The following is a 20,071-nucleotide window of genomic DNA, read 5'->3' as shown; positions in this document are numbered from 1 at the left end:
GTCAACGTTTGTAAGTGGCGGGGCGGAACGGCATGTCCGCAACCGTGACAGGCTGGCGCTTGCCGCGCACATCGCCGAATATCCTCGTGCCGGTTTCGGCGTGCTCGATGGTGACATAACCCATCGACATCGGCCGCTCGATCGAGGGACCGAACGCGCCTGAGGTCACTTGCCCAATGGGCGTAACGGCGTCTTCAGTGGCATATAGCTCGGTTCCGGCCCGCATGGGCGCACGCCCTTCGGGCAGCAGACCCACGCGACGACGCGTGGCGCCGTTTTCGAATTCGGCCAATATGCGGTCGGCTCCGGGGAAGCCGCCTTCGCGCTCGCCACTGGTTTTGCGCACCTTCTGCACGGCCCATTCAAGGGCGGCTTCGACCGGCGTGGTGGTGGTGTCGATGTCATTTCCATAAAGACACAGCCCGGCCTCGAGCCGCAGGCTATCACGCGCACCCAAGCCGATTGGCTCGACCTCGTCCATGTCCAGAAGGGCACGGGCAAAGGCAACGGCGTGGGCGTCGGGCACCGAGACCTCGTATCCGTCTTCGCCGGTGTAGCCCGAGCGGGATATCCAAAGCTCTCCAAAGTCGCTGTCGGTAACCGCTACGTCCATGAATTTCATGTCCTTGGCCGACGGAACAAGCCGGGACAGCGCGCCTTCAGCAGCCGGGCCTTGCAGTGCCAGAAGGGCGCGCTCGTCAATGACCTCGACCTCACAATCGGTTAGGTTGGCGCGCATATGGGCAATGTCGGCATCCTTGCAGGCGGCATTGACGACGAGAAAAAGGTGATCGCCGCGATTGGCGATCATCAGGTCGTCCAGAATGCCGCCATCGTCATTGGTGAACAGGCCGTAGCGCTGGCGCCCCTCGGCCAGTCCCGCAACTGATTGTGGCACAAGGCGTTCCAGCGACAGTGCCGGATTGTCGCCGCGCAGGATCACCTGACCCATATGGCTGACATCGAAAAGCCCCGCCGCAGATCGCGTGTGCAGGTGTTCCTTCATCACGCCCAGCGGGTATTGCACGGGCATTTCGTAACCGGCAAATGGCACCATCTTGGCACCAAGCTCCAGATGCAGGTCGTAAAGACCCGTCCGTTTCAGATCGTCCTGGGCTGCACCCATGGCCATTCCTCCAATTGCTACCGGTAAGTCATGGAAGCCATGCGCCCGGCATCGTTCAGACGCCTCGGCGTCCAGTGATGCCCCCTCTGTCCGTGTCGCCTGAGATCGTTATCCCTTCGGCGGGCATCTGTGTGCCTCTCTCCAGAGTCCTGTGCGCCGCATCGGTCCGTGGGCCTGAGAGTTTACCGGGGCGGTTGCTCCTTCGGCACCAGCTTTCGCCAGATTCTCCCGATGCGATGGCGATACGTTATCCGTCTGCACCGATTTCGGCAAGAGGTTGAACACAACTGCATGCCACGGCAGGGTAGGGTCATGCAGGATCCGTTTTTCTTCGGCTATGGCTCGCTTGTGAACCGCCGCACCCATGCGTTTGAGAACGCGCAACCCGCGCGGGTGACGGGGTGGCGGCGCGCGTGGCGACGGTCACCGCTGCGCAAGCTGTGTTATCTGACCGCGGTTCCGGATCGCGAGGATTACATCGAGGGGATGATCGCCTCGGTCCCCGGCGCGGATTGGTCAGCACTGGACCACCGAGAGCGCGCTTACAGGCGCGTCCCGCTTGGACCCGAGGTGCAACATGGTGTCGAAACAGCCGACGTGGCCATCTATGCCATCGAGGACGGCAAGCATCAACCGCTAACGGACGACAATCCGGTGCTGCTTAGCTATATCGACGTTGTAGTACAGGGATACCTGGCCGAGTTCGGTTTGCCCGGCGTCACGCATTTCTTCGAAACCACCGAAGGCTGGCACGCGCCTATTCTGAACGACCGCGCCGCGCCGATCTATCCACGCGCGCAGACGCTGACCGAAGAAGAGCAGCAGATCGTCGATGCAGGTCTGTCCCGCCTATCGGCGCAGACCAAATAGCGATATCTGTCGGGTTTGCCGCTGGTACGGGTGGGCATCTGCCTCGCATTCCCCACGCTCCGCCATGCGCAACACGTGCGCCGACAGCAAAAGCGCGATTGCCGCGAAGATCAACCCGCCGACAGCCTGCCCGATCAGCACGCCCGGCGCGCCCCAATAGGCTGCCCCCAGCATTACCAACGGGATCGTGCCCAGCGTCTGCCGACCCCAGTTTACCCAGGTCGAATAGAAGGGATGGCCCAGGTTGTTGAAACTGGCATTGGTGACGAAGATCACGCCGTTGAAGAACCACGCCAGCGCCAAGGGACCACAGAACAGATAGACCAGGTCGCGGGCCAGCCCTTCGGCGTTGAACAGATCGGCAATCGGCGCGCGCAGGACGAACAGGATGGCGCTGACGGCGACCGATACGCACAGCGTGAACACCAACCCGTCACGAATGGTGCGGCGCACACGGTCCAGCCGACCCGCCCCGAAATTCTGGCCGACAATCGGGCCAATGGCCCCTGACAGCGCAAAAATAACGGCAAACGAGACCGGCACCAGACGCCCCACGATGGCCATGCCCGCCACGGCGTCTTCGCCAAACTTGGCCATGGCGCGGGTGACATAGGCCTGACCGACTGGTGTAGCGAACTGGGTCAGGATCGCCGGCAGGGCGATGGTCATGATGGCTGTGAAATCGACTTTGAAGTCGACCGATCGGGGGCGGTCCAACCCGCCATGATGACGCAGCACGGGATAGATCGACATGACCGCGATTGTCATACGCGCACAAACCGAAGCCAGCGCCGCACCCGTCAGTTCAAGGTCCAGACCGAAAATCAGGATCGGGTCCAGCACGGCATTCACCAATCCGCCCCAGATCGTCGCCATCATCGCGCGTCGGGCGTCACCATGGGCACGTAGAATCGCCCCGCCGACCATGCCGACGATCAGGATAGGCAGGCTGGGCAGGATGATCCTGAGATACCCGGTTGCCAGTGTCAGCGTGTCCCCGGACGCCCCCAAAAGGGCTGCCAGTTCCGGTACGAACCACCAGACAAGGGCTGCGAAGGCGCTGCCGATCACGACCCCATACAGAAGCGCGGTCGCCGCGCGGCGTTTCGCCGTCTGTCGGTCGCCTTGCCCCAGCGCCCGCGCCACAAGGGCACCGGCCGCGATGGACATGCCAATGCCGAAGGAGGTCGTGAAAAACAGGATAGCGCCGGCATAGCCCACGGCCGCCGCCAGTTCATCCCGGCCCAGCCACGAGATGAAGATCATGTCCACGAGGTCGACAAGAAAGATCGCCATTAAACCGACCGAAGCGGTCAGCGACATCACCGTGATATGACGCAACAAGCTGCCTGACAGGAATTTCGCCTGCGCATCGCTTGCCGTTTGGGGTTGGGCCATTGGTAATCTCCTGTCACGCTTTGACAGCATGGAGGAGTGCGGCGTGCCGGGCCAGAGGGAAAAACCCAAACCCGCCGCACCGATCCGGTGTAAAGGATCAGTCCTTGGCGCGGATCACCTGCATCAGCGGCAGAAGCACTGACATGTCCGGGCCGTGATCCATTCCGGTCAGGGCCTTGCGCAGCGGCATGAACAACCCGCGGCCCTTGCGGCCGGTGGCCTCTTTCACAGCAGCAGTCCAGTTTGACCAGCTGTCGGCGTTGTACGGTCCGTCCGGCAGCAGTCCCATCGCTGTGGCGACGAATTCGCGGTCCTCTTCGTCAATCACTGGGTCCGCTCCATCGCGGCACAGGGTCCACCAGCCTTCAAGATCGCCCAGTGTCGTGATGTTTTCACGCGCAACGGACCAGAAGGCATCCGCCTGTTCGGCAGGCACGCCAAGACCGTACAGCGTGTCCGCGACGGCGGTTGCCGGAAGCTGTGACAGATACCGGGCGGTCAGCGGCAACAGGTCTTCTACGTCAAACTTGGTGGGCGCAGAGCCGAAGGTGGACAGGTCGAACCCTTCAACGATTTCCTCCAACGAGTTGCGAAGTTCAACCGGCTGCGACGACCCCAACCGCGCCAGAAGGCTCAGCAGCGCCATCGGCTGAACGCCGCGTTCGCGCAGGTCACGAATTGCCAGCGTGCCAAGGCGTTTCGACAACGCCTCACCCTGCGGACCGGTCAAGAGCGAGTGGTGCGCAAAAGACGGCACCTTGCCGCCCAGGGCTTCGATGATCTGAATTTGCGTGGCGGTGTTGGTCACGTGGTCGGACCCGCGCACAACATCAGTGATGCCAAAGTCGATGTCGTCACAGACCGAGGCCAGCGTATACAGAAACTGCCCGTCACCGCGGATCAGCACCGGGTCGGACACAGAAGCCGCATCGATCGAGATGTCGCCCAGAATGCCATCGGTCCAGTTGATCCGCTCGTGATCCAGCTTGAACCGCCAGTGGCCTTGCCCACGTTCTTCGCGCAGCTTGGCCTTTTCATCTTCCGACAGCGCCAAAGCCGAGCGGTCATAGACCGGCGGCTTGCCCATGTTCAGTTGCTTCTTGCGCTTCAGGTCCAGCTCGGTCGGGGTTTCGAAACACTCGTAAAACCGGCCCATGTCGCGCAGCTCTTGCGCGGCGGCCTCGTACCGGTCCAGCCGGTCGGACTGCTTCTCGACCCGGTCCCAGGTCAGGCCCAGCCATTCCAGATCCTCTTTGATGGCATCCGCATATTCCTGCCTGGAGCGTTCCGGGTCGGTGTCATCAAGACGCAGGATGAATTGCCCGCCCGACTTGGCAGCGATCAGAAAGTTGAACAGCGCGGTGCGCAGGTTGCCAACATGGATATAGCCGGTGGGCGAGGGGGCAAAGCGGGTGGTGGTCATGGGTCAGGTCTCCTTGGCTCGTCCCTCTTTCATACTGGCCCGGATTTGTCCATATAATCCGGTATGACTCGGAAATACGCCCCTTCCATCGCAGATATCGAGGCGCTTGCCCATGACGCCCGGATGCGCCTGCCACCTGCCTTTGTCGAAAAGGCGCTGGAGGTTGCGATCCGGGTCGAGAACATGCCGAATGCCGTGTTGCTGTCCGAGATGGAGATCGAAGATCCGTTCGAGTTGACGGCGGTTTACGAAGGCATTCCGCTGACACAGAAATCCGTGTCTGACCAACCCTTCGCCCCGGACACAGTCACGCTGTTTCGCAGGCCAATCCTTGACGAATGGGCGTCGCGCGGGGATGTGTCGCTGGCAGAACTGGTCGGGCATATCGTCGTTCACGAGTTTGCCCATCATTTCGGGTGGTCGGACGAGGATATCGCCGAAATTGATCGCTGGTGGGAATGATCAAACGGGCTGCACGGGCCATTTCTTGTCCAGATCGTGCAGGCCTGCCCGGATCAACTCCGCCAATACCTCCAGATCAATATCCGCCAGTTTGTTCACGTAAAGACAGGACTTGCCCATCTTGTGCTTGCCAAGCCGCGCCAGAATATCACCGTAATCGGCATATCCCGGCATGATATAGATCGAGTGACGCGCCTTGCGGGGTGAACAACCGGTGGCCAGAAACTCCCCTTCACGCCCGCTGTCATAGCGGTAGTGATAGCGGCCATAGCCGATGATGGACGGGCCCTACATGACGGGCGCGAACCCTGTCACCTGACGAAACAACCGATCAAGCGCCTCGGCGTCCTTGCGTTTCGGTTCGGGCTCGACCGCGGCGATGAAGCGGGTGACGGCCTGACCGGTCGGGCGTGTCTTGTTTTCCTGCGTGCTCATGCCATGCCCTTGTGTTGAAGCTTGTCACGATTGCGTGACGCCGTCCATTTCCATCGGAAATCGAAGTATAGTGCAGGTCTGAATCTCATCAAAATCTGCTCTTACCGGGAGGTCCCTCATGAAATCTTTCTCCGTTCCCTATCTGTCGCGCCGACATCTGTTGATGGCGGGCGCCGCCGCGCCGCTGGCAGGGCTTGCTGCTGGACCTGCGCGTGCGATGGCTCCGCAAACAGGCTTGTCCAGCACCGCATCGCAGACCGTCATGTTGGGCGGGTTCGAGGTCACGACTCTGTTGGCGGGCAACCGCACGGTCGAAGACCCGCAAAGCATTTTTGGCATGAATGTCAGCGCAGAGGAGTTCGCTGCAGCCTCGGAAACCGCACATATCCCGACCGATGCAGCGCAGTTTTTCTTTACACCGACCGTGGTGAACACCGGGTCCGAGCTTGTGCTGTTTGATACGGGCCTGAACGCCAAGGGTATCACGGCGGCGCTGGCTGATGCAGGGTATGCGCCGGATCAGGTGGATATCGTCGTGATCACCCATATGCATGGCGACCATATCGGCGGCTTGTCCGGTGATGGCGGAGTGACCTTCCCCAATGCCCGTTACGTCACCGGCGCGCTGGAGTTCGACCATTGGGCGGCAGCGGGCAACGAGGGGTTCGACGCCAAAGTGGCTCCTCTGGCGGACCAGACAACCATGATCAACGGCGGCGACACGGTTGCATCCGGTATCGAAGCGGTCGAGGCGTTTGGCCATACTCCCGGCCACATGGCCTATCGGCTGGACAGCGACGGAAACTCGCTTCTGATCGCCGCGGATTTCGCCAACCATTACGTCTGGTCGCTGGCCTATCCGGATTGGGAGGTGAAGTTCGACCGCGACAAGGAAGCCGCCGCCGCAACCCGCCGGTCGCTGCTGGGAATGCTGGCTGCCGAGAAAATGCCCTTTATCGGATACCACATGCCCTTCCCGGCGCTTGGCTATGTCGAGGCGCGGGACGCAGGCTTCCACTATGTCCCACACAGTTATCAGCTTTTGATGGGCTGAGACATGCGCGGCGGGGCGATCAGCTTTCGTCCCGCCAGCGATTCACGATCGGATAGCGGCGGTCCAGCCAGAAACTGCGCATGGTCAGGCGCGTGCCGGGTGCGGATTGGAAGCGTTTGTATTCCGAGATGAAGATCAGATGCTCGACTTTCTTGACCGTCGCCCGGTCGAACCCTTCTGCCACCAGTTCGGCCACCGATTTCTCGTCGTCGATCAGCCCCTCAAGGATCGCGTCCAGCACCTCGTAAGGCGGCAGGCTGTCTTCGTCCTTCTGGTCGGGGCGCAACTCCGCAGATGGTGGTTTGTCGATGATCGAGACCGGGATGACCTCGCCCTCGGGGCCGTTCATCCAGTCGCGGTGATTGGCATTGCGCCAGCGGCATTGTTCGAACACCCGGGTTTTGTACAGATCCTTGATCGGATTGTAGCCGCCCGCCATGTCGCCATAGATCGTGGCATAACCCACGGCGACCTCGGACTTGTTGCCGGTGGTCAGAAGCATTGAGCCGAACTTGTTGGAAAGCGCCATCAGCAGAAGACCCCGCAGGCGGGACTGGATGTTTTCTTCGGTCACGTCGGGTTCCATGCCCTCGAAAAAAGGGGCGAGCGTGTTGGTGATCGCCTCACGGCCTTCGCGGATCGGAACGATGTCATAGGAGCAGCCCAAACGGGTCGCGATGTCCTTGGCATCATCCAGCGAGCTTTGCGACGTGTATTCAGACGGCAGCATCACGCAGCGCACATTCTCGGGCCCCAGCGCATCGACGGCAATGGTCGCGACAATCGCGCTGTCGATCCCGCCGGACAGGCCAAGCAGCACCTTCTTGAACCCAGTCTTGCGCATATAGTCGCGCAGGCTTTCGACCATGGCGCGGTAATCCTGTTCCCATTCATCCCCATGCACAGCGATGGGGCCGGGGGCAATGCGCCAGCCTTCGTCGGTGCGATTCAGGTCGATATGGCGGATCTCCTCGTCAAAGGTGGTCATGCGCATGGCCAGCTCTCCACCCGGGTTCAGGGCGAAGGACCCGCCGTCGAACACCTGATCGTCCTGGCCGCCCACCATATTCAGATAGATCAGCGGCAGCCCGGTTTCGACGACCCGCGCCACCATGTGGTTCACCCGCACATCGAACTTGCGCCGATAATAGGGGGATCCGTTGGGGATCAGCAGCAACTCGGCCCCGCTTTCAGCCAATGTTTCGCAGACGTTTTCGCTATGCCATGCGTCTTCGCAAATGGGGATGCCGATACGGATCGGCCCCAAGCCCACCGGGCCTTGCGGATCGGCGGATGTGAACTGCCGTTTTTCGTCAAACACGGTGAAGTTGGGCAGGCGCTGTTTCAGAATGCGCGCAGCCACCTTGCCGCCATGCAGGATGTAGTAGGCATTGAACAGATTGGTGCCGTCAAAATATGGACCACCAATGCCCATCGCGGGACCATCGGCGCAATCGGCGGCAAGCTGCTCAACCGCGTCCATGGCGTCACGAAAAAACTGTGGGCGCATGACCAGGTCCTGAGTCTGATAGCCGGTGATGAAAGCCTCGGGCAGGGCGACCAAATTGCTGTCGGCGGATTTCGCCTGGGCCCATGCCTTGCGCGCCTTTTCTGCATTGGCTGCCAGGGCGCCGACGGTCGGGTTCAACTGCGCCAGCGTCAGGCGGAAATGGTCACTCATCGCGCGTATCCTTTTGGCCCGGCATTCTCTGCCAGGTTTGATCCTGCGCACAGATGTAGCAGGTTTGCGTGCGGGATAAAGACCATGCGTGGGAAAACCGTTGTTTCGGGACCACGGCTCGCTTAGTCTTGCGACGGGTTTGCGTGGGTTGAAGCGCGAAAAATAACACTCATTGAAAGAGGTTGGACATGGATCCCCTTCGCACAGGTATTCGTGGAGTCGTCTTGGGTCTGGCGCTGGGGGCGACGCCTGTCATGGCGCAGGTCGAGACCAAGCAATACGAAGATGGCGCGGTGTACGAGGGGACGTTCAAAGGGGGCGTGCAACACGGGATGGGCACGCTGCAATTGCCCACCGGCTACGAATATACCGGCGAGTTCATCGAGGGCGAGATTGTCGGCCAGGGTGTCGCGCGTTTCCCCAACGGGTCGATTTATGAAGGCAGCTTCGCCAAGGGCAAACCCGAGGGCTTTGGCAAGATCACCTTTGCCGACGGATCGACCTTCGAAGGTGACTGGGTGGATGGCAAGATCAATGGATCGGGCCTTGCGATCTATGCCAATGGCATCAAATACGAGGGCGGGTTCCGCAACGCGATGCATCACGGGCAGGGGCGGCTGCAAAGCCCGACCGGTTATATCTATGAAGGCGACTGGGTTGCTGGCGTGAAAGAAGGACGCGGCATCTCGACCTATGCGGATGGGTCCACCTATGACGGTGAGATGCGGGCAGGCGAACGTCATGGCACAGGCGTCCTGACGCAGGCCGATGGAATGATTTTCGATGGCACCTGGGAAAAGGGCCAGATGCAGGGTGAAGGTATCCTGAAACAGGCCAATGGCGACATCTATTCCGGCAATTTCGAAGCAGGGGCCCGTCAGGGGCAAGGCGTGGTCGAATACGCCAATGGTGACCGCTATGAAGGCAGTTTCGAAAACGACAAGCGCCACGGGCAGGGCGTGTTCGAAGGGGCTGACGGCTATCGTTACGAAGGCAGTTGGGTGGCCGGTGTCATACAGGGCGCGGGCAAGGTGACATATCCCGATGGCTCGGTGTATGAAGGGCAGTTTCGCGATGGTCTGGCCGACGGCACCGGCACGATCACCTATCCCGATGGCAACACCTATGAAGGCGAATGGAAAGCCGGGGTGATCGAAGGCAAGGGGATTGCCCGCTACACCAACGGCACCGTCTATGACGGGATGTTCAAAGACGCGCTCTATGACGGGCAGGGCAGTCTGACGACCGCCGATGGCACCACCTATACCGGGGAATGGCAGGCCGGGCAGCCGCATGGGCAGGGCCGTTCGGTCTTTGCCGATGGTGCAGTATACGAGGGCAGCTTTGTCGGCGGATTGCGCGAAGGCAAGGGCACCTATACCGGGACGGATGGATTTTCTTATGACGGTGAATGGCTGTCGGGGCTGTTTCACGGTCAAGGCGTCGCAATCTATGCCAATGGCGATCGCTATCAGGGTGGTTTCCAGAAGGGCAAACGCCACGGCAAAGGGGTCGTGACCCGCGCCGACGGCAGTCAGGAGGAAGGCACCTGGGAAGACGGCCTCATCGCCGGGACCGCCAGCACCTCTCCCGCGCCGGCGCTGGACAGCGCCGCAGGGTCGGATGCCGCCGCGGCCAGTTCGGATGCCGCCACCAACTAGACCCGGCCTTGGTGAAATCTTGGGCTGGGGCGAAAAAGATCTTTATCTTGCGCCAAACCGTCCTATAGTCGCGCCCATGGTAATGCAGAAACATATCACGACTTCGGGCCCCGCGCTGGGCCTTCTGCTTCTTCTTAGCCGCCTCTGAGCGTGCCGTTTTGGCGCGACCGCTCAGGGGAACCGCCATACGCGCCACGAACCGGCCCCGCGTTGGGCCACCAAGGCTAAGACACTTCTACTGAAAGACATGACTATGACCACCACATCGGATCACGTGTTGATTTTCGACACAACTTTGCGTGACGGCGAACAAAGCCCCGGCGCGACCATGACCCATGACGAGAAACTGGAAATCGCCGAGATGCTGGACGACATGGGTGTCGACATCATCGAAGCCGGGTTTCCGATTGCCTCTGAGGGTGATTTCGCAGCAGTCAGCGAGATTGCGAAGCGATCAAAGAACTCGGTTATCTGCGGGCTGAGCCGCGCGAATTTCAAGGATATCGACCGCTGCGCCGAAGCCGTGCGCCATGCCGCCAAGCCGCGCATTCACACCTTCATCGGCACCTCGCCCCTGCATCGCGAGATCCCGAACCTGTCGAAAGACGAGATGGCGGATCTGATCCACGAAACCGTCACCCACGCCCGCAACCTGACCGATGATGTTCAATGGTCTGCGATGGACGCCACCCGGACCGAACATGACTATCTGTGCCGCGTGATCGAGATTGCGATCAAGGCGGGTGCCACCACGATCAACATTCCCGACACGGTCGGCTATACCGCGCCGCGCGAAAGTGCCGATCTGATCCGGATGCTGATCGAAAAGGTGCCGGGCGCGGATGAGGTGACGTTTGCCACCCATTGTCACAACGATCTGGGCATGGCGACCGCGAACGCGCTGGCGGCGGTCGAGGCCGGTGCGCGCCAAATTGAGTGCACCATCAATGGTCTGGGCGAGCGCGCGGGCAATACGGCTCTGGAAGAGGTCGTGATGGCCTTGAAGGTGCGCAACGATATCATGCCGTGGTCGACCGGCGTTGATACGAAGAAAATCATGAACATCTCGCGCCGCGTGGCGCAGGTATCTGGCTTTGCCGTGCAGTATAACAAGGCCATCGTCGGCAAGAACGCCTTTGCCCATGAAAGCGGCATCCATCAGGACGGGATGCTGAAAAACGCCGAGACGTTCGAGATCATGCGCCCCGAAGATGTGGGCCTGTCCGAAACCAGCCTGGTGTTGGGCAAGCACTCGGGCCGCGCCGCCCTGCGCGACCGGCTGAACCAGTTGGGCTTTGACGTGGGCGACAACCATTTGAAAGACGTGTTCGTGCGCTTCAAGGAACTGGCCGACCGCAAGAAAGAGGTCTTTGACGACGACCTAATCGCCCTGATGCGCGACGGGACGGACGCCGCCAACGACCGCATTCTGGTGAAATTCCTGCGGGTGATCTGCGGCACCGAAGCCCCTCAATCGGCGGACCTGACACTGGAAATCGACGGCGTAGACCACCAGAAAACGGCGACGGGTGACGGGCCGGTCGATGCGACCTTCAACGCCATTCAGGCGCTGTTTCCCCATGACGCGCGGCTGCAACTCTATCAGGTGCACGCCGTGACCGAAGGCACTGACGCTCAGGCCACCGTGTCCGTGCGGATGGAGGAGAACGGCAAGATCGTCACCGGCCAATCTTCGGATACCGACACCGTTGTCGCTTCGGCCAAGGCCTATGTGAACGCGTTGAACAACCTGCTGGTGCGGCGCGAGAAAACCAAGCCCGAAGGCGTTTGACAGATTGACCGGCAAGCGGGCGGGGATACACTCGCCCGTATGATACGCGCCCTGTCCAACCGCACCTATGCCACACTGTTCACCGCGCAGGTGGTGGCTTTGCTGGGCACCGGGTTGATGACCATCGCGCTGGGTCTTCTGGCTTATGATCTGGCGGGTGATGCTGCCGGTGCGGTCCTGGGCACGGCGTTCACGATCAAGATGGTTGCCTATGTTGGCTTGTCGCCGGTGCTGGCGGCCAGCCTCGTACACCTGCCGCGCAAGGCGGTGTTGATCGGGGCCGATCTGGCGCGCGCGGGGGTGGCGCTGGCGCTGCCTTTCGTGACCGAAGTCTGGCAGATCTATGCGCTGATATTCGTGTTGCAGACCGCATCGGCCAGTTTCACGCCGATCTTTCAGGCGACGATCCCCGACATCCTGACGGATGAGGATGATTATACCCAGGCCTTGTCCCTGTCGCGCCTGGCCTATGACCTTGAAAACCTGCTCAGCCCCACGCTGGCGGCGCTTCTGCTTCTGGTGATCTCGTTCCATGGGTTGTTTGCCGGGACGGTTGTCGGGTTCTTGATCTCGGCTGCTCTGGTGGCGCGGTGTGACTTGCCACCATTTGCCGGAACGACCGAGACACGACCGTTTTCAGAACGCCTGACCCGTGGCAGTCGCATCTATCTGGCCACGCCGCGCCTTCGCGGATTGTTGGCGTTGAACCTGACCGCCGCCGCCATCGGGGCTTTCGTTTTGGTGAACACCGTTGTGCTGGTCCGGTCAGACTATGGTTTGGGTGAACGCGCGCTGGGGGTTGCCATGGCAGCGTTCGGGGGCGGGTCGATGCTGGCCGCGATCCTGTTGCCCCGCCTGCTCGGGCGGGTGCGTGAACGCGATGTCATGTTGCCAGCGGCGATTGCACTGACAAGCCTGGCCTTTGTCTTCGCGGCCATCATCTGGGGCAGGTCGCTGCCGCCCTGGTGGCTGTTTCTGACCTTTTGGGTGCTGATCGGGGCTTTCTATTCTGCGATCCTGACCCCGTCGGGACGGCTTTTGCGCATTTCCGCCCACGCCGAGGATCGACCCGCGATATTTGCCGCGCAGTTTGCGCTGTCACATGCGTGTTGGATGATCACCTATCCGCTGGCCGGCTGGATGGGGCGATATGCGGGCCTGACGGCGGTGTTGCTGGTGCTGGCAGCCCTCGGGGCGATGGGTGTTTTCGCGGCCATGCGGCTTTGGCCGGTGCATGGTGATCGCGTGATTGAACACAGTCATCCGGATCTGCCGCCGGACCATCCGCATATGAAAGCGCATCAGACCCACGGGCGCGAACATGCCCATGTCTTTGTAATTGATAATGAACACCGGGCCTGGCCGACCCATGGCTAGATCGGCACCAGATCGGAAAAATCGGCCCGTTTCATGGCTGTTTTCCCTTTTCCAGCTAAGCGATAAGCCGCTTGAACGGGTGTATTAGGGCTTTCACCTGCGCCTGCTGCCCCGTATATATCCTTCGGTCTGCACCCGGGCGGGAATCGCGGACGGCAAGGGTATTCAAACGGGGTAGGCATTGATGGTTGGGCTTTCGGGTTTGTTTTCGTCGGACATGGCAATTGACCTTGGAACGGCGAACACGCTGGTTTACGTGAAGGGCAAAGGAATTGTCCTGAACGAACCTTCGGTCGTTGCCTATCATGTCAAGGACGGTGTCAAGAAGGTGCTGGCCGTGGGCGAAGATGCCAAGCTGATGCTGGGCCGCACCCCCGGCTCGATCGAGGCCATCCGCCCCATGCGCGAAGGTGTGATCGCCGATTTCGACAGCGCGGAAGAGATGATCAAGCATTTCATCCGCAAGGTGCATAAGCGCACGACGTTCTCGAAACCGAAGATTATCGTTTGCGTTCCCCATGGTGCCACCCCCGTTGAAAAACGCGCCATTCGCCAATCCGTGATCTCGGCAGGTGCGCGCAAGGCCGGGCTGGTTGCCGAACCGATTGCCGCAGCCATCGGGGCCGGGATGCCGATCACCGATCCGACCGGCAATATGGTTGTCGACATCGGCGGCGGCACGACCGAGGTTGCCGTGATGTCGCTGGGCGACATCGTCTATGCGCGTTCGGTGCGCGTGGGTGGTGACCGGATGGATGATGCGATCATCAATTACCTGCGTCGTCAGCAGAACATTCTTGTGGGTGAAACCACGGCAGAGCGGATCAAGACCTCGATCGGTACGGCCCGGATGCCCGATGACGGGCGTGGCGCATCGCTGAAAATCCGGGGCCGTGACCTGTTGAACGGCGTGCCCAAGGAAACCGAGATTTCTCAGGCGCAGGTGGCCGAGGCGCTGGCCGAACCCGTGCAACAGATCTGCGAAGCGGTGATGACCGCGCTGGAAGCCACGCCGCCCGATCTGGCGGCGGATATCGTGGACCGTGGTGTGATGCTGACCGGCGGTGGCGCGCTTCTGGGCGAGCTGGACCTTGCCCTGCGCGAACAAACCGGTCTTTCGATCTCGGTTGCGGATGAAAGCCTGAACTGCGTGGCCTTGGGCACCGGCAAGGCGCTGGAGTTCGAAAAGCAGCTGCGCCACGTGATCGACTACGACAGCTGACAGGCCCGCCCCGCATGGTTGGGGCTGGTCTCGTCTGGTGTGACCGGAGGCCATATTGGCAAAGAAGAGCAATCAGAGCGACATCTATGCCCGTCCGCTGCGCAGGCTGATGGTGGGCATTCTGATGCTTTGCCTGTTCCTGATTTTTCTTGTCTGGCGCATCGACAGCCCGCGTGTGGAACGCTTCCGCGCCAATCTGGTCGACCGCGTGGTGCCCAGCTTCGACTGGGCCCTGGTGCCGGTCACCAAGATGGTAGGAATGGTTGAGGATTTTCAATCCTACCAGCGCATCTATGAGCAAAATCAAGAGCTTCGCCGCGAGTTGCAGCAGATGAAAGCCTGGAAAGAGGCCGCGCTGCAACTGGAGCAGGAAAACGCGCAGCTTCTGAACCTGAACAACGTTAGGCTGGATGCGCAACTGTCCTATGTCACCGGCGTTGTGCTGACCGACAGTGGCTCGCCCTTTCGGCAGTCGGTGCTTCTGAACATCGGCGCGCGGGACGGGATCATCGACGGTTGGGCCACGACGGACGGGCTGGGCCTTGCGGGACGTATTTCGGGCGTCGGGCAGAAAACAAGCCGCGTGATCCTGTTGACGGACAGCAACAGCCGCGTGCCGATCATGGTGCAGCCCTCGGGTCAGACGGCGCTGCTTGTGGGCGACAACTCGGCCGCGCCACCGATTGAGTTTCTGGAATCCCCCGAAAAAGTGCGCCCCGGCGACCGTGTCGTGTCCTCGGGCGACGGGGGCGTGTTTCCCGCAGGGCTTCTGGTGGGTCATGTGGCGATGGGCACGGACCGCAGGCTGCGGGTGCGCCTGTCTGCCGATTATGAACGTCTGGAGTTTTTGCGGGTTTTGCGCAGCCACCCCGGCGAAAAGGTGGATGATGACGGGGCGCTGATCGTGTCGACGCCTGCATTGCCGCCGCTGCCCGACCCTGCACCGGAGAATATCGAAGACGAGGCACAGACCGAGGCCCCGGCGAGCGAGGGGACAGGCGGATGACCGACCACCTGACCTTGATGCGCTGGCTGTTTTCGCTCGTGCTCGTATTTATTGCTGCGGTGGTCTTGTTCGCACGCCTGTTGCCGATCGACCTGACGCCGGGGCGGTTTCCCGGCCCCGACATTCTGTTGGCTTTTACCTTTGCCTGGGTGCTGCGCCGCCCTGACTATGTGCCGGTTCTGCTGGTGGCGATCCTGTTTTTTCTCTTGGACATGCTGTTACTGCGCGTGCCCGGCGTCTGGCCACTGATGGTCGTGGCCGGGTCCGAGTTCTTGCGCCGTCGCGAATCCGGTCTGCGTGAACGGCATTTCCTTGTCGAATGGGGGCTTGTCGTCATGACCCTGTTTGCAATGCTGGTGGGGCAGCGTATCCTGTTGGCAGTGTTTTTTGTGGATCAGGTGCCCTTCGGTCGTGAGTTGCTGCAGTTGATTTCGACGGCCCTGGCCTATCCGCTGGTGGTGTTCGTATCGGTCTTTCTGCTGGGTGTGGAAAAACTGCAACCCGGCGACGATGCAATTACAAGGCAGGCGTCATGAAGCGATCACCGATTGATACCGAGAAAAGCGCCCGGGGCATCACCCGGCGGGGGCTTGTTCTGGGGGGCTTGCAGGTCTCGTTCGCCGCATTGCTGGTGGGGCGGATGCGCTTCATGCAGGTCGACCAGACCGAGGAATACCGCACACTTGCCGAAGAAAACCGCATCAAGTTCCAACTGATCCCGCCTGCCCGTGGCATGATCCATGACCGCAATGGCAAGCTGATCGCGGGAAACGAACAGAACTATCGTATCGTTTTGGTGCGTGAGGACGCGGGCGATCCGGCCAAGGTGTTGGCACGGCTGCGTAAAATCGTCTGGATCGAGGATGACGAGGTCGCGCGGATCCTGTCCGAAATGAAGCGGCGCAGTTCCTTCGTGCCGGTCACGGTTGCGGATCGCGTGGCCTGGGAAGACGTGGCCGAGGTGGCGATCAATGCCCCCGTCCTGCCCGGCATCACGCCCGAGGTCGGGCTGTCGCGCATCTATCCCCGTGCATCTGATTTCGCGCATGTGGTCGGCTATGTCGGGCCGGTGTCGGATTATGACCTGAGCAAGCTGGAAGACCCGGACCCGCTGTTGCAAATTCCACGGTTCCAGATCGGTAAAAGCGGGGTCGAGGCCAAGCTGGAGATGTCTCTGCGCGGGTCAGCCGGCACGCGCGAGGTCGAAGTGAACGCCGTCGGGCGCGAAATGCGCGAACTGGGGCGCGAGGAAGGGCAGGCGGGGGACAATATCCAGCTGACGGTCGATGCCGACCTTCAGGCCTATGTTCAGGCGCGGATGGCAGGCGAAAGCGCAGCCGCTGTCGTGATGGACACGCAAACAGGTGACGTGCTTGCCATCGGGTCGACACCGTCCTTTGACCCCAACAAGTTCGTGCGCGGCATTTCAGGGTCGGATTACAAGGCGCTTCTGGAAGATCCGTATCGTCCGCTGGCCGCAAAACCGGCGCAGGGCACCTATCCGCCCGGATCGACCTTCAAGATGGTCACGGCACTGGCCGCGCTGGAAGAAGGCGTGATTGGCGTTGGCGAAACCGTGAACTGCCTTGGCCATGTCGAGGTGCACAAGCGACGGTTCCACTGTTGGAAGCGCGTCGGGCACGGCAAGGTCGATCTGGTGAAAAGCCTGCGTGAAAGCTGCGACATCTATTACTACGAAGTCGCGCAGCGCGTCGGGATCGAGAAGATTGCGGCAATGGCGCGGCGCCTTGGTCTGGGGGATCGGCACGACCTGCCCCTGTCGGCGGTCGCGCAGGGGCTTGTTCCCGACAAAGCCTGGAAAAGAGAAGCCCGTGGCGCAGATTGGGTCATCGGGGACAGTCTGAATGCGGGAATCGGACAAGGGTTCGTTCTGGCCTCGCCCTTGCAACTGGCGGTGATGACCGCCCGGCTTGCGACCGGTCAGGCGATTTCCCCTCGGCTTGTGCGTGCCATCAACGGGGTGGAACAACCGGTGATGAACGGTGGTCCGCTGGGCATAAGTGCCGAAAACCTGCGATACATCCGGCAAGGCATGTACGAGGTGGTGAACGCCAAGCGCGGCACTGCGGGGCGTTCGAAGATCGTGGCCGAAGGGTTGCGCATGGCCGGCAAGACCGGCACAAGTCAGGTCCGCAACATCACCAAGGCCGAACGCGCACGCGGTGTCACCCGCAACGAAGACCTGCCGTGGAACCGGCGCGACCACGCGTTGTTCGTCTGCTACGCCCCTGCCGAAGCACCGCGTTACGCGGTGTCCGTGGTGGTTGAGCATGGCGGCGGAGGGTCCAAGGCAGCCGCTCCGATTGCGCGCGATATTCTGCTGCAAACTGTCTATGAGGGTGAACCGCCGCTGGAAGCCTATCCGTCCAGCCAGCGCGGCACCATCCGGTCGCGCCAGCGCGATATCGAGGAAATGCTGAGCCGCCCGCCCGCAGAACGTTTCACCGAACAGAGCGATCAGGCATGAGTTATCTGGAATATAACGTAAAGGTCGTGCCGGCCGGTCTGCGCAAGGTGTTGTATATCAACTGGTTCCTTGTGTTGCTTCTGACGGCGGTGGCGGCGATGGGCTTCTTGATGCTCTATTCTGTCGCCGGTGGCAGCATGGAGCCGTGGGCCGCGGCGCAGATGAAGCGGTTTGCCTTGGGCATGGCGCTGATGTTCGCCATCGCGATGGTGCCGATCTGGTTTTGGCGGAACATGGCGGGGCTTGGATACATCCTGTCGCTGATCCTTCTGATCCTGGTTGAATTCATCGGCGCCACCGGCATGGGCGCACAACGCTGGATTGATCTGGGGTTCATGCGTCTGCAACCCTCCGAACTGTCAAAAATCACGTTGGTGATGATCCTCGCGGCTTATTACGACTGGCTGGACATCAAGAAAGTGTCGCGCCCGTTCTGGGTTCTGTTGCCGATCATCCTGATCCTTCTGCCCACGGCGCTGGTGCTCAAGCAGCCCGACCTTGGCACCTCGATCCTGCTGTTGGCCGGGGGTGGGGCGATCATGTTCCTGGCCGGGGTCAGTCTGTGGTATTTCGGGGCGGTGATCGCCGCCGGGGTCGGGCTGGTCACGTCCGTCTTCATGTCGCGCGGCACCGACTGGCAGTTGCTGAAAGACTATCAATACCGCCGCATCGACACGTTTCTGGACCCGTCGTCCGACCCCTTGGGGGCGGGCTATCACATCACCCAGTCCAAGATCGCGCTGGGGTCGGGGGGCTGGACCGGGCGGGGTTTCATGCAGGGCACGCAGTCGCGCCTGAACTTCCTGCCGGAAAAACAGACCGACTTCATCTTCACAACGCTGGCGGAAGAGCTTGGGTTCGTTGGTGGCGTATCCCTTCTGGCGCTCTACGTGCTGATCCTTGCCTTTTGCATAGCATCTGCGCTGCAGAACAAGGACCGGTTCAGCTCGCTTCTGATCCTTGGGGTGGCGGTGACGTTCTTTCTGTTCTTTGCGGTGAACATGTCGATGGTCATGGGCCTTGCCCCGGTGGTGGGCGTGCCCCTGCCGCTGGTCAGCTATGGCGGGTCGGCAATGCTGGTTCTGCTGGTGGGTTTCGGATTGGTGCAAAGCGCGCATGTGCATCGGGCCAGGCAGAAAAGATGAGCGTGAATGTCCTTTATGCTGGCAATGAAAAGTTGTGGCCGGTCTATGAGGTCGCGCTGGCGCAGGCGTTGGCGGAACATGGGTTGGACGCGACCCTGTCCTGCGACCTGCCCCCGGCGCAAGTCGACTACATCGTTTATGCGCCAAATGGGAAGGTGCAGGATTTTGCACCCTTCACTGGTGCCAAAGCCGTGCTGGGCCTGTGGGCGGGGGTCGAGAAAGTGGTGGGGAACCCAACCTTGACCCAGCCCTATACGCGCATGGTTGATGACGGGTTGACCGAAGGCATGACCGAATGGGTTACGGGCCAGGTTCTGCGTCACCATCTGGGGCTGGATCGGTACATCCACCGGACCGACCCGATCTGGCACCAGCCCGCACCGCCGCTTGCACGGGACCGGACGGTGGCGGTGCTGGGGCTTGGCGCGCTGGGCAGTGCGGCCGCTCAGGCGCTGCGGGCGTTGAATTTCAAGGTCTGTGGCTGGAGCCGCCGCCCGAAGGACATCGCGGGCATCGACTGTCACAGCGGGGACGAGGGGCTGCGGACAGTGCTGGCGCAGGCCGAGATCGTGGTGTTGCTTCTGCCCAAGACCCAGGCGACCGAGAACATTCTAAACGCCGAGCGTCTGGGCTGGCTGCCCAAGGGGGCGGTCATCATCAATCCGGGGCGCGGACCGCTGATCGACGATCAGGCCTTGCTGGCCGCGCTGGACAGCGGGCAGGTCGCCCATGCCACGCTTGATGTGTTCCGGGTCGAACCCTTGCCCGACGATCATCCTTTCTGGACCCATCCGAATGTGACGGTCACGCCGCATATCGCCGCCGACACCCGCCCGTCTTCCGCCGCCCGCGTGGTGGCGGAAAACATCCGCCGGTCCGAGGCCGGCGAGCCGCTTTTGCATCTTGTGGATCGTGATGCGGGTTACTGAGG

General features: G+C 61.3%; 18 protein-coding genes and 1 riboswitch. Of the genes, 12 read left to right on the top strand and 6 right to left on the bottom strand.

Going from position 1 to position 20,071, the window contains the following annotated elements; translation table 11 throughout:
* Position 1: 1 nt before the first annotated feature.
* The gene (gene gcvT / locus IE188_RS10450) at positions 2–1,126 is read right to left on the bottom strand and encodes a glycine cleavage system aminomethyltransferase GcvT (RefSeq protein WP_191286440.1); all 1,125 of its coding nucleotides are present in this window, start codon (positions 1,124–1,126) and stop codon (positions 2–4) included.
* Positions 1,127–1,278: 152 nt separating this feature from the next.
* A riboswitch (glycine riboswitch) is annotated at positions 1,279–1,367 on the bottom strand.
* 71 nt (positions 1,368–1,438) lie between these two features.
* On the opposite strand from gcvT, the gene IE188_RS10445 reads away from it, so the two are divergent.
* Entirely contained in the window at positions 1,439–1,996 is a 558-nt protein-coding gene (locus IE188_RS10445; RefSeq protein ID WP_191286439.1) for a gamma-glutamylcyclotransferase family protein, read from the top strand.
* Here IE188_RS10445 and IE188_RS10440 read toward each other — a convergent pair.
* Positions 1,976–3,394 (bottom strand): MATE family efflux transporter, encoded by a 1,419-nt coding sequence (locus tag IE188_RS10440; protein WP_191286438.1) that lies wholly within the window; start codon positions 3,392–3,394, stop codon positions 1,976–1,978. The two genes, IE188_RS10445 and IE188_RS10440, sit on opposite strands and share 21 nt — an antisense overlap.
* A gap of 97 nt (positions 3,395–3,491) precedes the next feature.
* On the bottom strand, positions 3,492–4,817 hold the full coding sequence (gene gltX, locus IE188_RS10435) for a glutamate--tRNA ligase (RefSeq protein ID WP_191286437.1): 1,326 nt from the start codon (positions 4,815–4,817) through the stop codon (positions 3,492–3,494).
* A gap of 63 nt (positions 4,818–4,880) precedes the next feature.
* On the opposite strand from gltX, the gene IE188_RS10430 reads away from it, so the two are divergent.
* Positions 4,881–5,279, top strand: coding sequence for a metallopeptidase family protein (locus IE188_RS10430; protein WP_191286436.1), 399 nt, complete (start codon positions 4,881–4,883; stop codon positions 5,277–5,279).
* Here the strand turns inward: IE188_RS10430 and IE188_RS16855 are convergent, their stop codons facing one another.
* Together IE188_RS16855 and IE188_RS16850 are read right to left on the bottom strand one after the other, a co-directional pair.
* Entirely contained in the window at positions 5,280–5,555 is a 276-nt protein-coding gene (locus IE188_RS16855) for a DUF1801 domain-containing protein (protein WP_308442452.1), read from the bottom strand.
* A 12-nt stretch (positions 5,556–5,567) separates the two neighbouring features.
* On the bottom strand, positions 5,568–5,714 hold the full coding sequence (locus IE188_RS16850; protein WP_308442450.1) for a hypothetical protein: 147 nt from the start codon (positions 5,712–5,714) through the stop codon (positions 5,568–5,570).
* Between the two features lie 118 nt (positions 5,715–5,832).
* Here IE188_RS16850 and IE188_RS10420 point away from each other — a divergent pair, with 118 nt between their 5' ends.
* On the top strand, positions 5,833–6,768 hold the full coding sequence (locus tag IE188_RS10420) for an MBL fold metallo-hydrolase (protein WP_191286435.1): 936 nt from the start codon (positions 5,833–5,835) through the stop codon (positions 6,766–6,768).
* Between the two features lie 19 nt (positions 6,769–6,787).
* On the opposite strand, the gene IE188_RS10415 is transcribed toward IE188_RS10420, so the two are convergent.
* Positions 6,788–8,449, bottom strand: coding sequence for an NAD+ synthase (locus IE188_RS10415; protein ID WP_191286434.1), 1,662 nt, complete (start codon positions 8,447–8,449; stop codon positions 6,788–6,790).
* A gap of 188 nt (positions 8,450–8,637) precedes the next feature.
* Between IE188_RS10415 and IE188_RS10410 the strand changes: the two genes are divergently transcribed.
* From IE188_RS10410 to IE188_RS10370, 9 genes are all read left to right on the top strand, one after another.
* Positions 8,638–10,110 (top strand): MORN repeat-containing protein, encoded by a 1,473-nt coding sequence (locus tag IE188_RS10410; protein WP_191286433.1) that lies wholly within the window; start codon positions 8,638–8,640, stop codon positions 10,108–10,110.
* A gap of 247 nt (positions 10,111–10,357) precedes the next feature.
* Complete coding sequence (locus IE188_RS10405) at positions 10,358–11,902, top strand: 2-isopropylmalate synthase (protein WP_191286432.1); 1,545 nt, start codon at positions 10,358–10,360, stop codon at positions 11,900–11,902.
* A gap of 39 nt (positions 11,903–11,941) precedes the next feature.
* Entirely contained in the window at positions 11,942–13,279 is a 1,338-nt protein-coding gene (locus IE188_RS10400; RefSeq protein WP_191286431.1) for an MFS transporter, read from the top strand.
* 184 nt (positions 13,280–13,463) lie between these two features.
* Positions 13,464–14,501 carry a rod shape-determining protein gene (locus IE188_RS10395; RefSeq protein WP_191286430.1) on the top strand — a complete coding sequence of 346 codons (1,038 nt, stop codon included), beginning with the start codon at positions 13,464–13,466 and terminating at the stop codon, positions 14,499–14,501.
* Positions 14,502–14,556: 55 nt separating this feature from the next.
* Positions 14,557–15,507 carry a rod shape-determining protein MreC gene (gene mreC / locus IE188_RS10390; RefSeq protein WP_191286429.1) on the top strand — a complete coding sequence of 317 codons (951 nt, stop codon included), beginning with the start codon at positions 14,557–14,559 and terminating at the stop codon, positions 15,505–15,507.
* Positions 15,504–16,043 (top strand): rod shape-determining protein MreD, encoded by a 540-nt coding sequence (locus IE188_RS10385; RefSeq protein ID WP_191286428.1) that lies wholly within the window; start codon positions 15,504–15,506, stop codon positions 16,041–16,043. Before mreC ends, IE188_RS10385 begins: the two co-directional genes overlap by 4 nt.
* Entirely contained in the window at positions 16,040–17,995 is a 1,956-nt protein-coding gene (gene mrdA / locus IE188_RS10380; RefSeq protein ID WP_191286427.1) for a penicillin-binding protein 2, read from the top strand. The genes IE188_RS10385 and mrdA overlap by 4 nt, the downstream gene beginning before the upstream one ends.
* Positions 17,992–19,140, top strand: a complete 1,149-nt coding sequence (gene rodA / locus IE188_RS10375) for a rod shape-determining protein RodA (protein ID WP_191286426.1) — start codon at positions 17,992–17,994, stop codon at positions 19,138–19,140. The genes mrdA and rodA overlap by 4 nt, the downstream gene beginning before the upstream one ends.
* Complete coding sequence (locus IE188_RS10370; protein ID WP_191286425.1) at positions 19,137–20,069, top strand: 2-hydroxyacid dehydrogenase; 933 nt, start codon at positions 19,137–19,139, stop codon at positions 20,067–20,069. Before rodA ends, IE188_RS10370 begins: the two co-directional genes overlap by 4 nt.
* Positions 20,070–20,071: the final 2 nt, after the last annotated feature.

Source organism: Aliiroseovarius zhejiangensis, from assembly GCF_014656375.1.
Taxonomy (GTDB): Bacteria; Pseudomonadota; Alphaproteobacteria; order Rhodobacterales; family Rhodobacteraceae; genus Aliiroseovarius; species Aliiroseovarius zhejiangensis.
The sequence above is the reverse complement of the archived record's forward strand: the minus strand, read 5'-3'. Positions and strand labels throughout refer to the sequence as shown.

Excerpts from the sequence above, each read along its gene's own strand:
- mrdA (WP_191286427.1), top strand. The coding sequence starts at position 16,040 with ATGAAGCGATCACCGATTGATACCGAGAAAAGCGCCCGGGGCATCACC.
- IE188_RS10415 (WP_191286434.1), bottom strand. The coding sequence starts at position 8,449 with ATGAGTGACCATTTCCGCCTGACGCTGGCGCAGTTGAACCCGACCGTC.
- IE188_RS16850 (WP_308442450.1), bottom strand. The coding sequence starts at position 5,714 with ATGAGCACGCAGGAAAACAAGACACGCCCGACCGGTCAGGCCGTCACC.
- IE188_RS10400 (WP_191286431.1), top strand. The coding sequence starts at position 11,942 with ATGATACGCGCCCTGTCCAACCGCACCTATGCCACACTGTTCACCGCG.
- IE188_RS10405 (WP_191286432.1), top strand. The coding sequence starts at position 10,358 with ATGACTATGACCACCACATCGGATCACGTGTTGATTTTCGACACAACT.
- IE188_RS10370 (WP_191286425.1), top strand. The coding sequence starts at position 19,137 with ATGAGCGTGAATGTCCTTTATGCTGGCAATGAAAAGTTGTGGCCGGTC.
- gltX (WP_191286437.1), bottom strand. The coding sequence starts at position 4,817 with ATGACCACCACCCGCTTTGCCCCCTCGCCCACCGGCTATATCCATGTT.
- IE188_RS10410 (WP_191286433.1), top strand. The coding sequence starts at position 8,638 with ATGGATCCCCTTCGCACAGGTATTCGTGGAGTCGTCTTGGGTCTGGCG.
- IE188_RS10395 (WP_191286430.1), top strand. The coding sequence starts at position 13,464 with ATGGTTGGGCTTTCGGGTTTGTTTTCGTCGGACATGGCAATTGACCTT.
- IE188_RS10445 (WP_191286439.1), top strand. The coding sequence starts at position 1,439 with ATGCAGGATCCGTTTTTCTTCGGCTATGGCTCGCTTGTGAACCGCCGC.
- rodA (WP_191286426.1), top strand. The coding sequence starts at position 17,992 with ATGAGTTATCTGGAATATAACGTAAAGGTCGTGCCGGCCGGTCTGCGC.
- IE188_RS10420 (WP_191286435.1), top strand. The coding sequence starts at position 5,833 with ATGAAATCTTTCTCCGTTCCCTATCTGTCGCGCCGACATCTGTTGATG.
- gcvT (WP_191286440.1), bottom strand. The coding sequence starts at position 1,126 with ATGGGTGCAGCCCAGGACGATCTGAAACGGACGGGTCTTTACGACCTG.
- IE188_RS10385 (WP_191286428.1), top strand. The coding sequence starts at position 15,504 with ATGACCGACCACCTGACCTTGATGCGCTGGCTGTTTTCGCTCGTGCTC.
- IE188_RS10440 (WP_191286438.1), bottom strand. The coding sequence starts at position 3,394 with ATGGCCCAACCCCAAACGGCAAGCGATGCGCAGGCGAAATTCCTGTCA.
- IE188_RS10430 (WP_191286436.1), top strand. The coding sequence starts at position 4,881 with ATGACTCGGAAATACGCCCCTTCCATCGCAGATATCGAGGCGCTTGCC.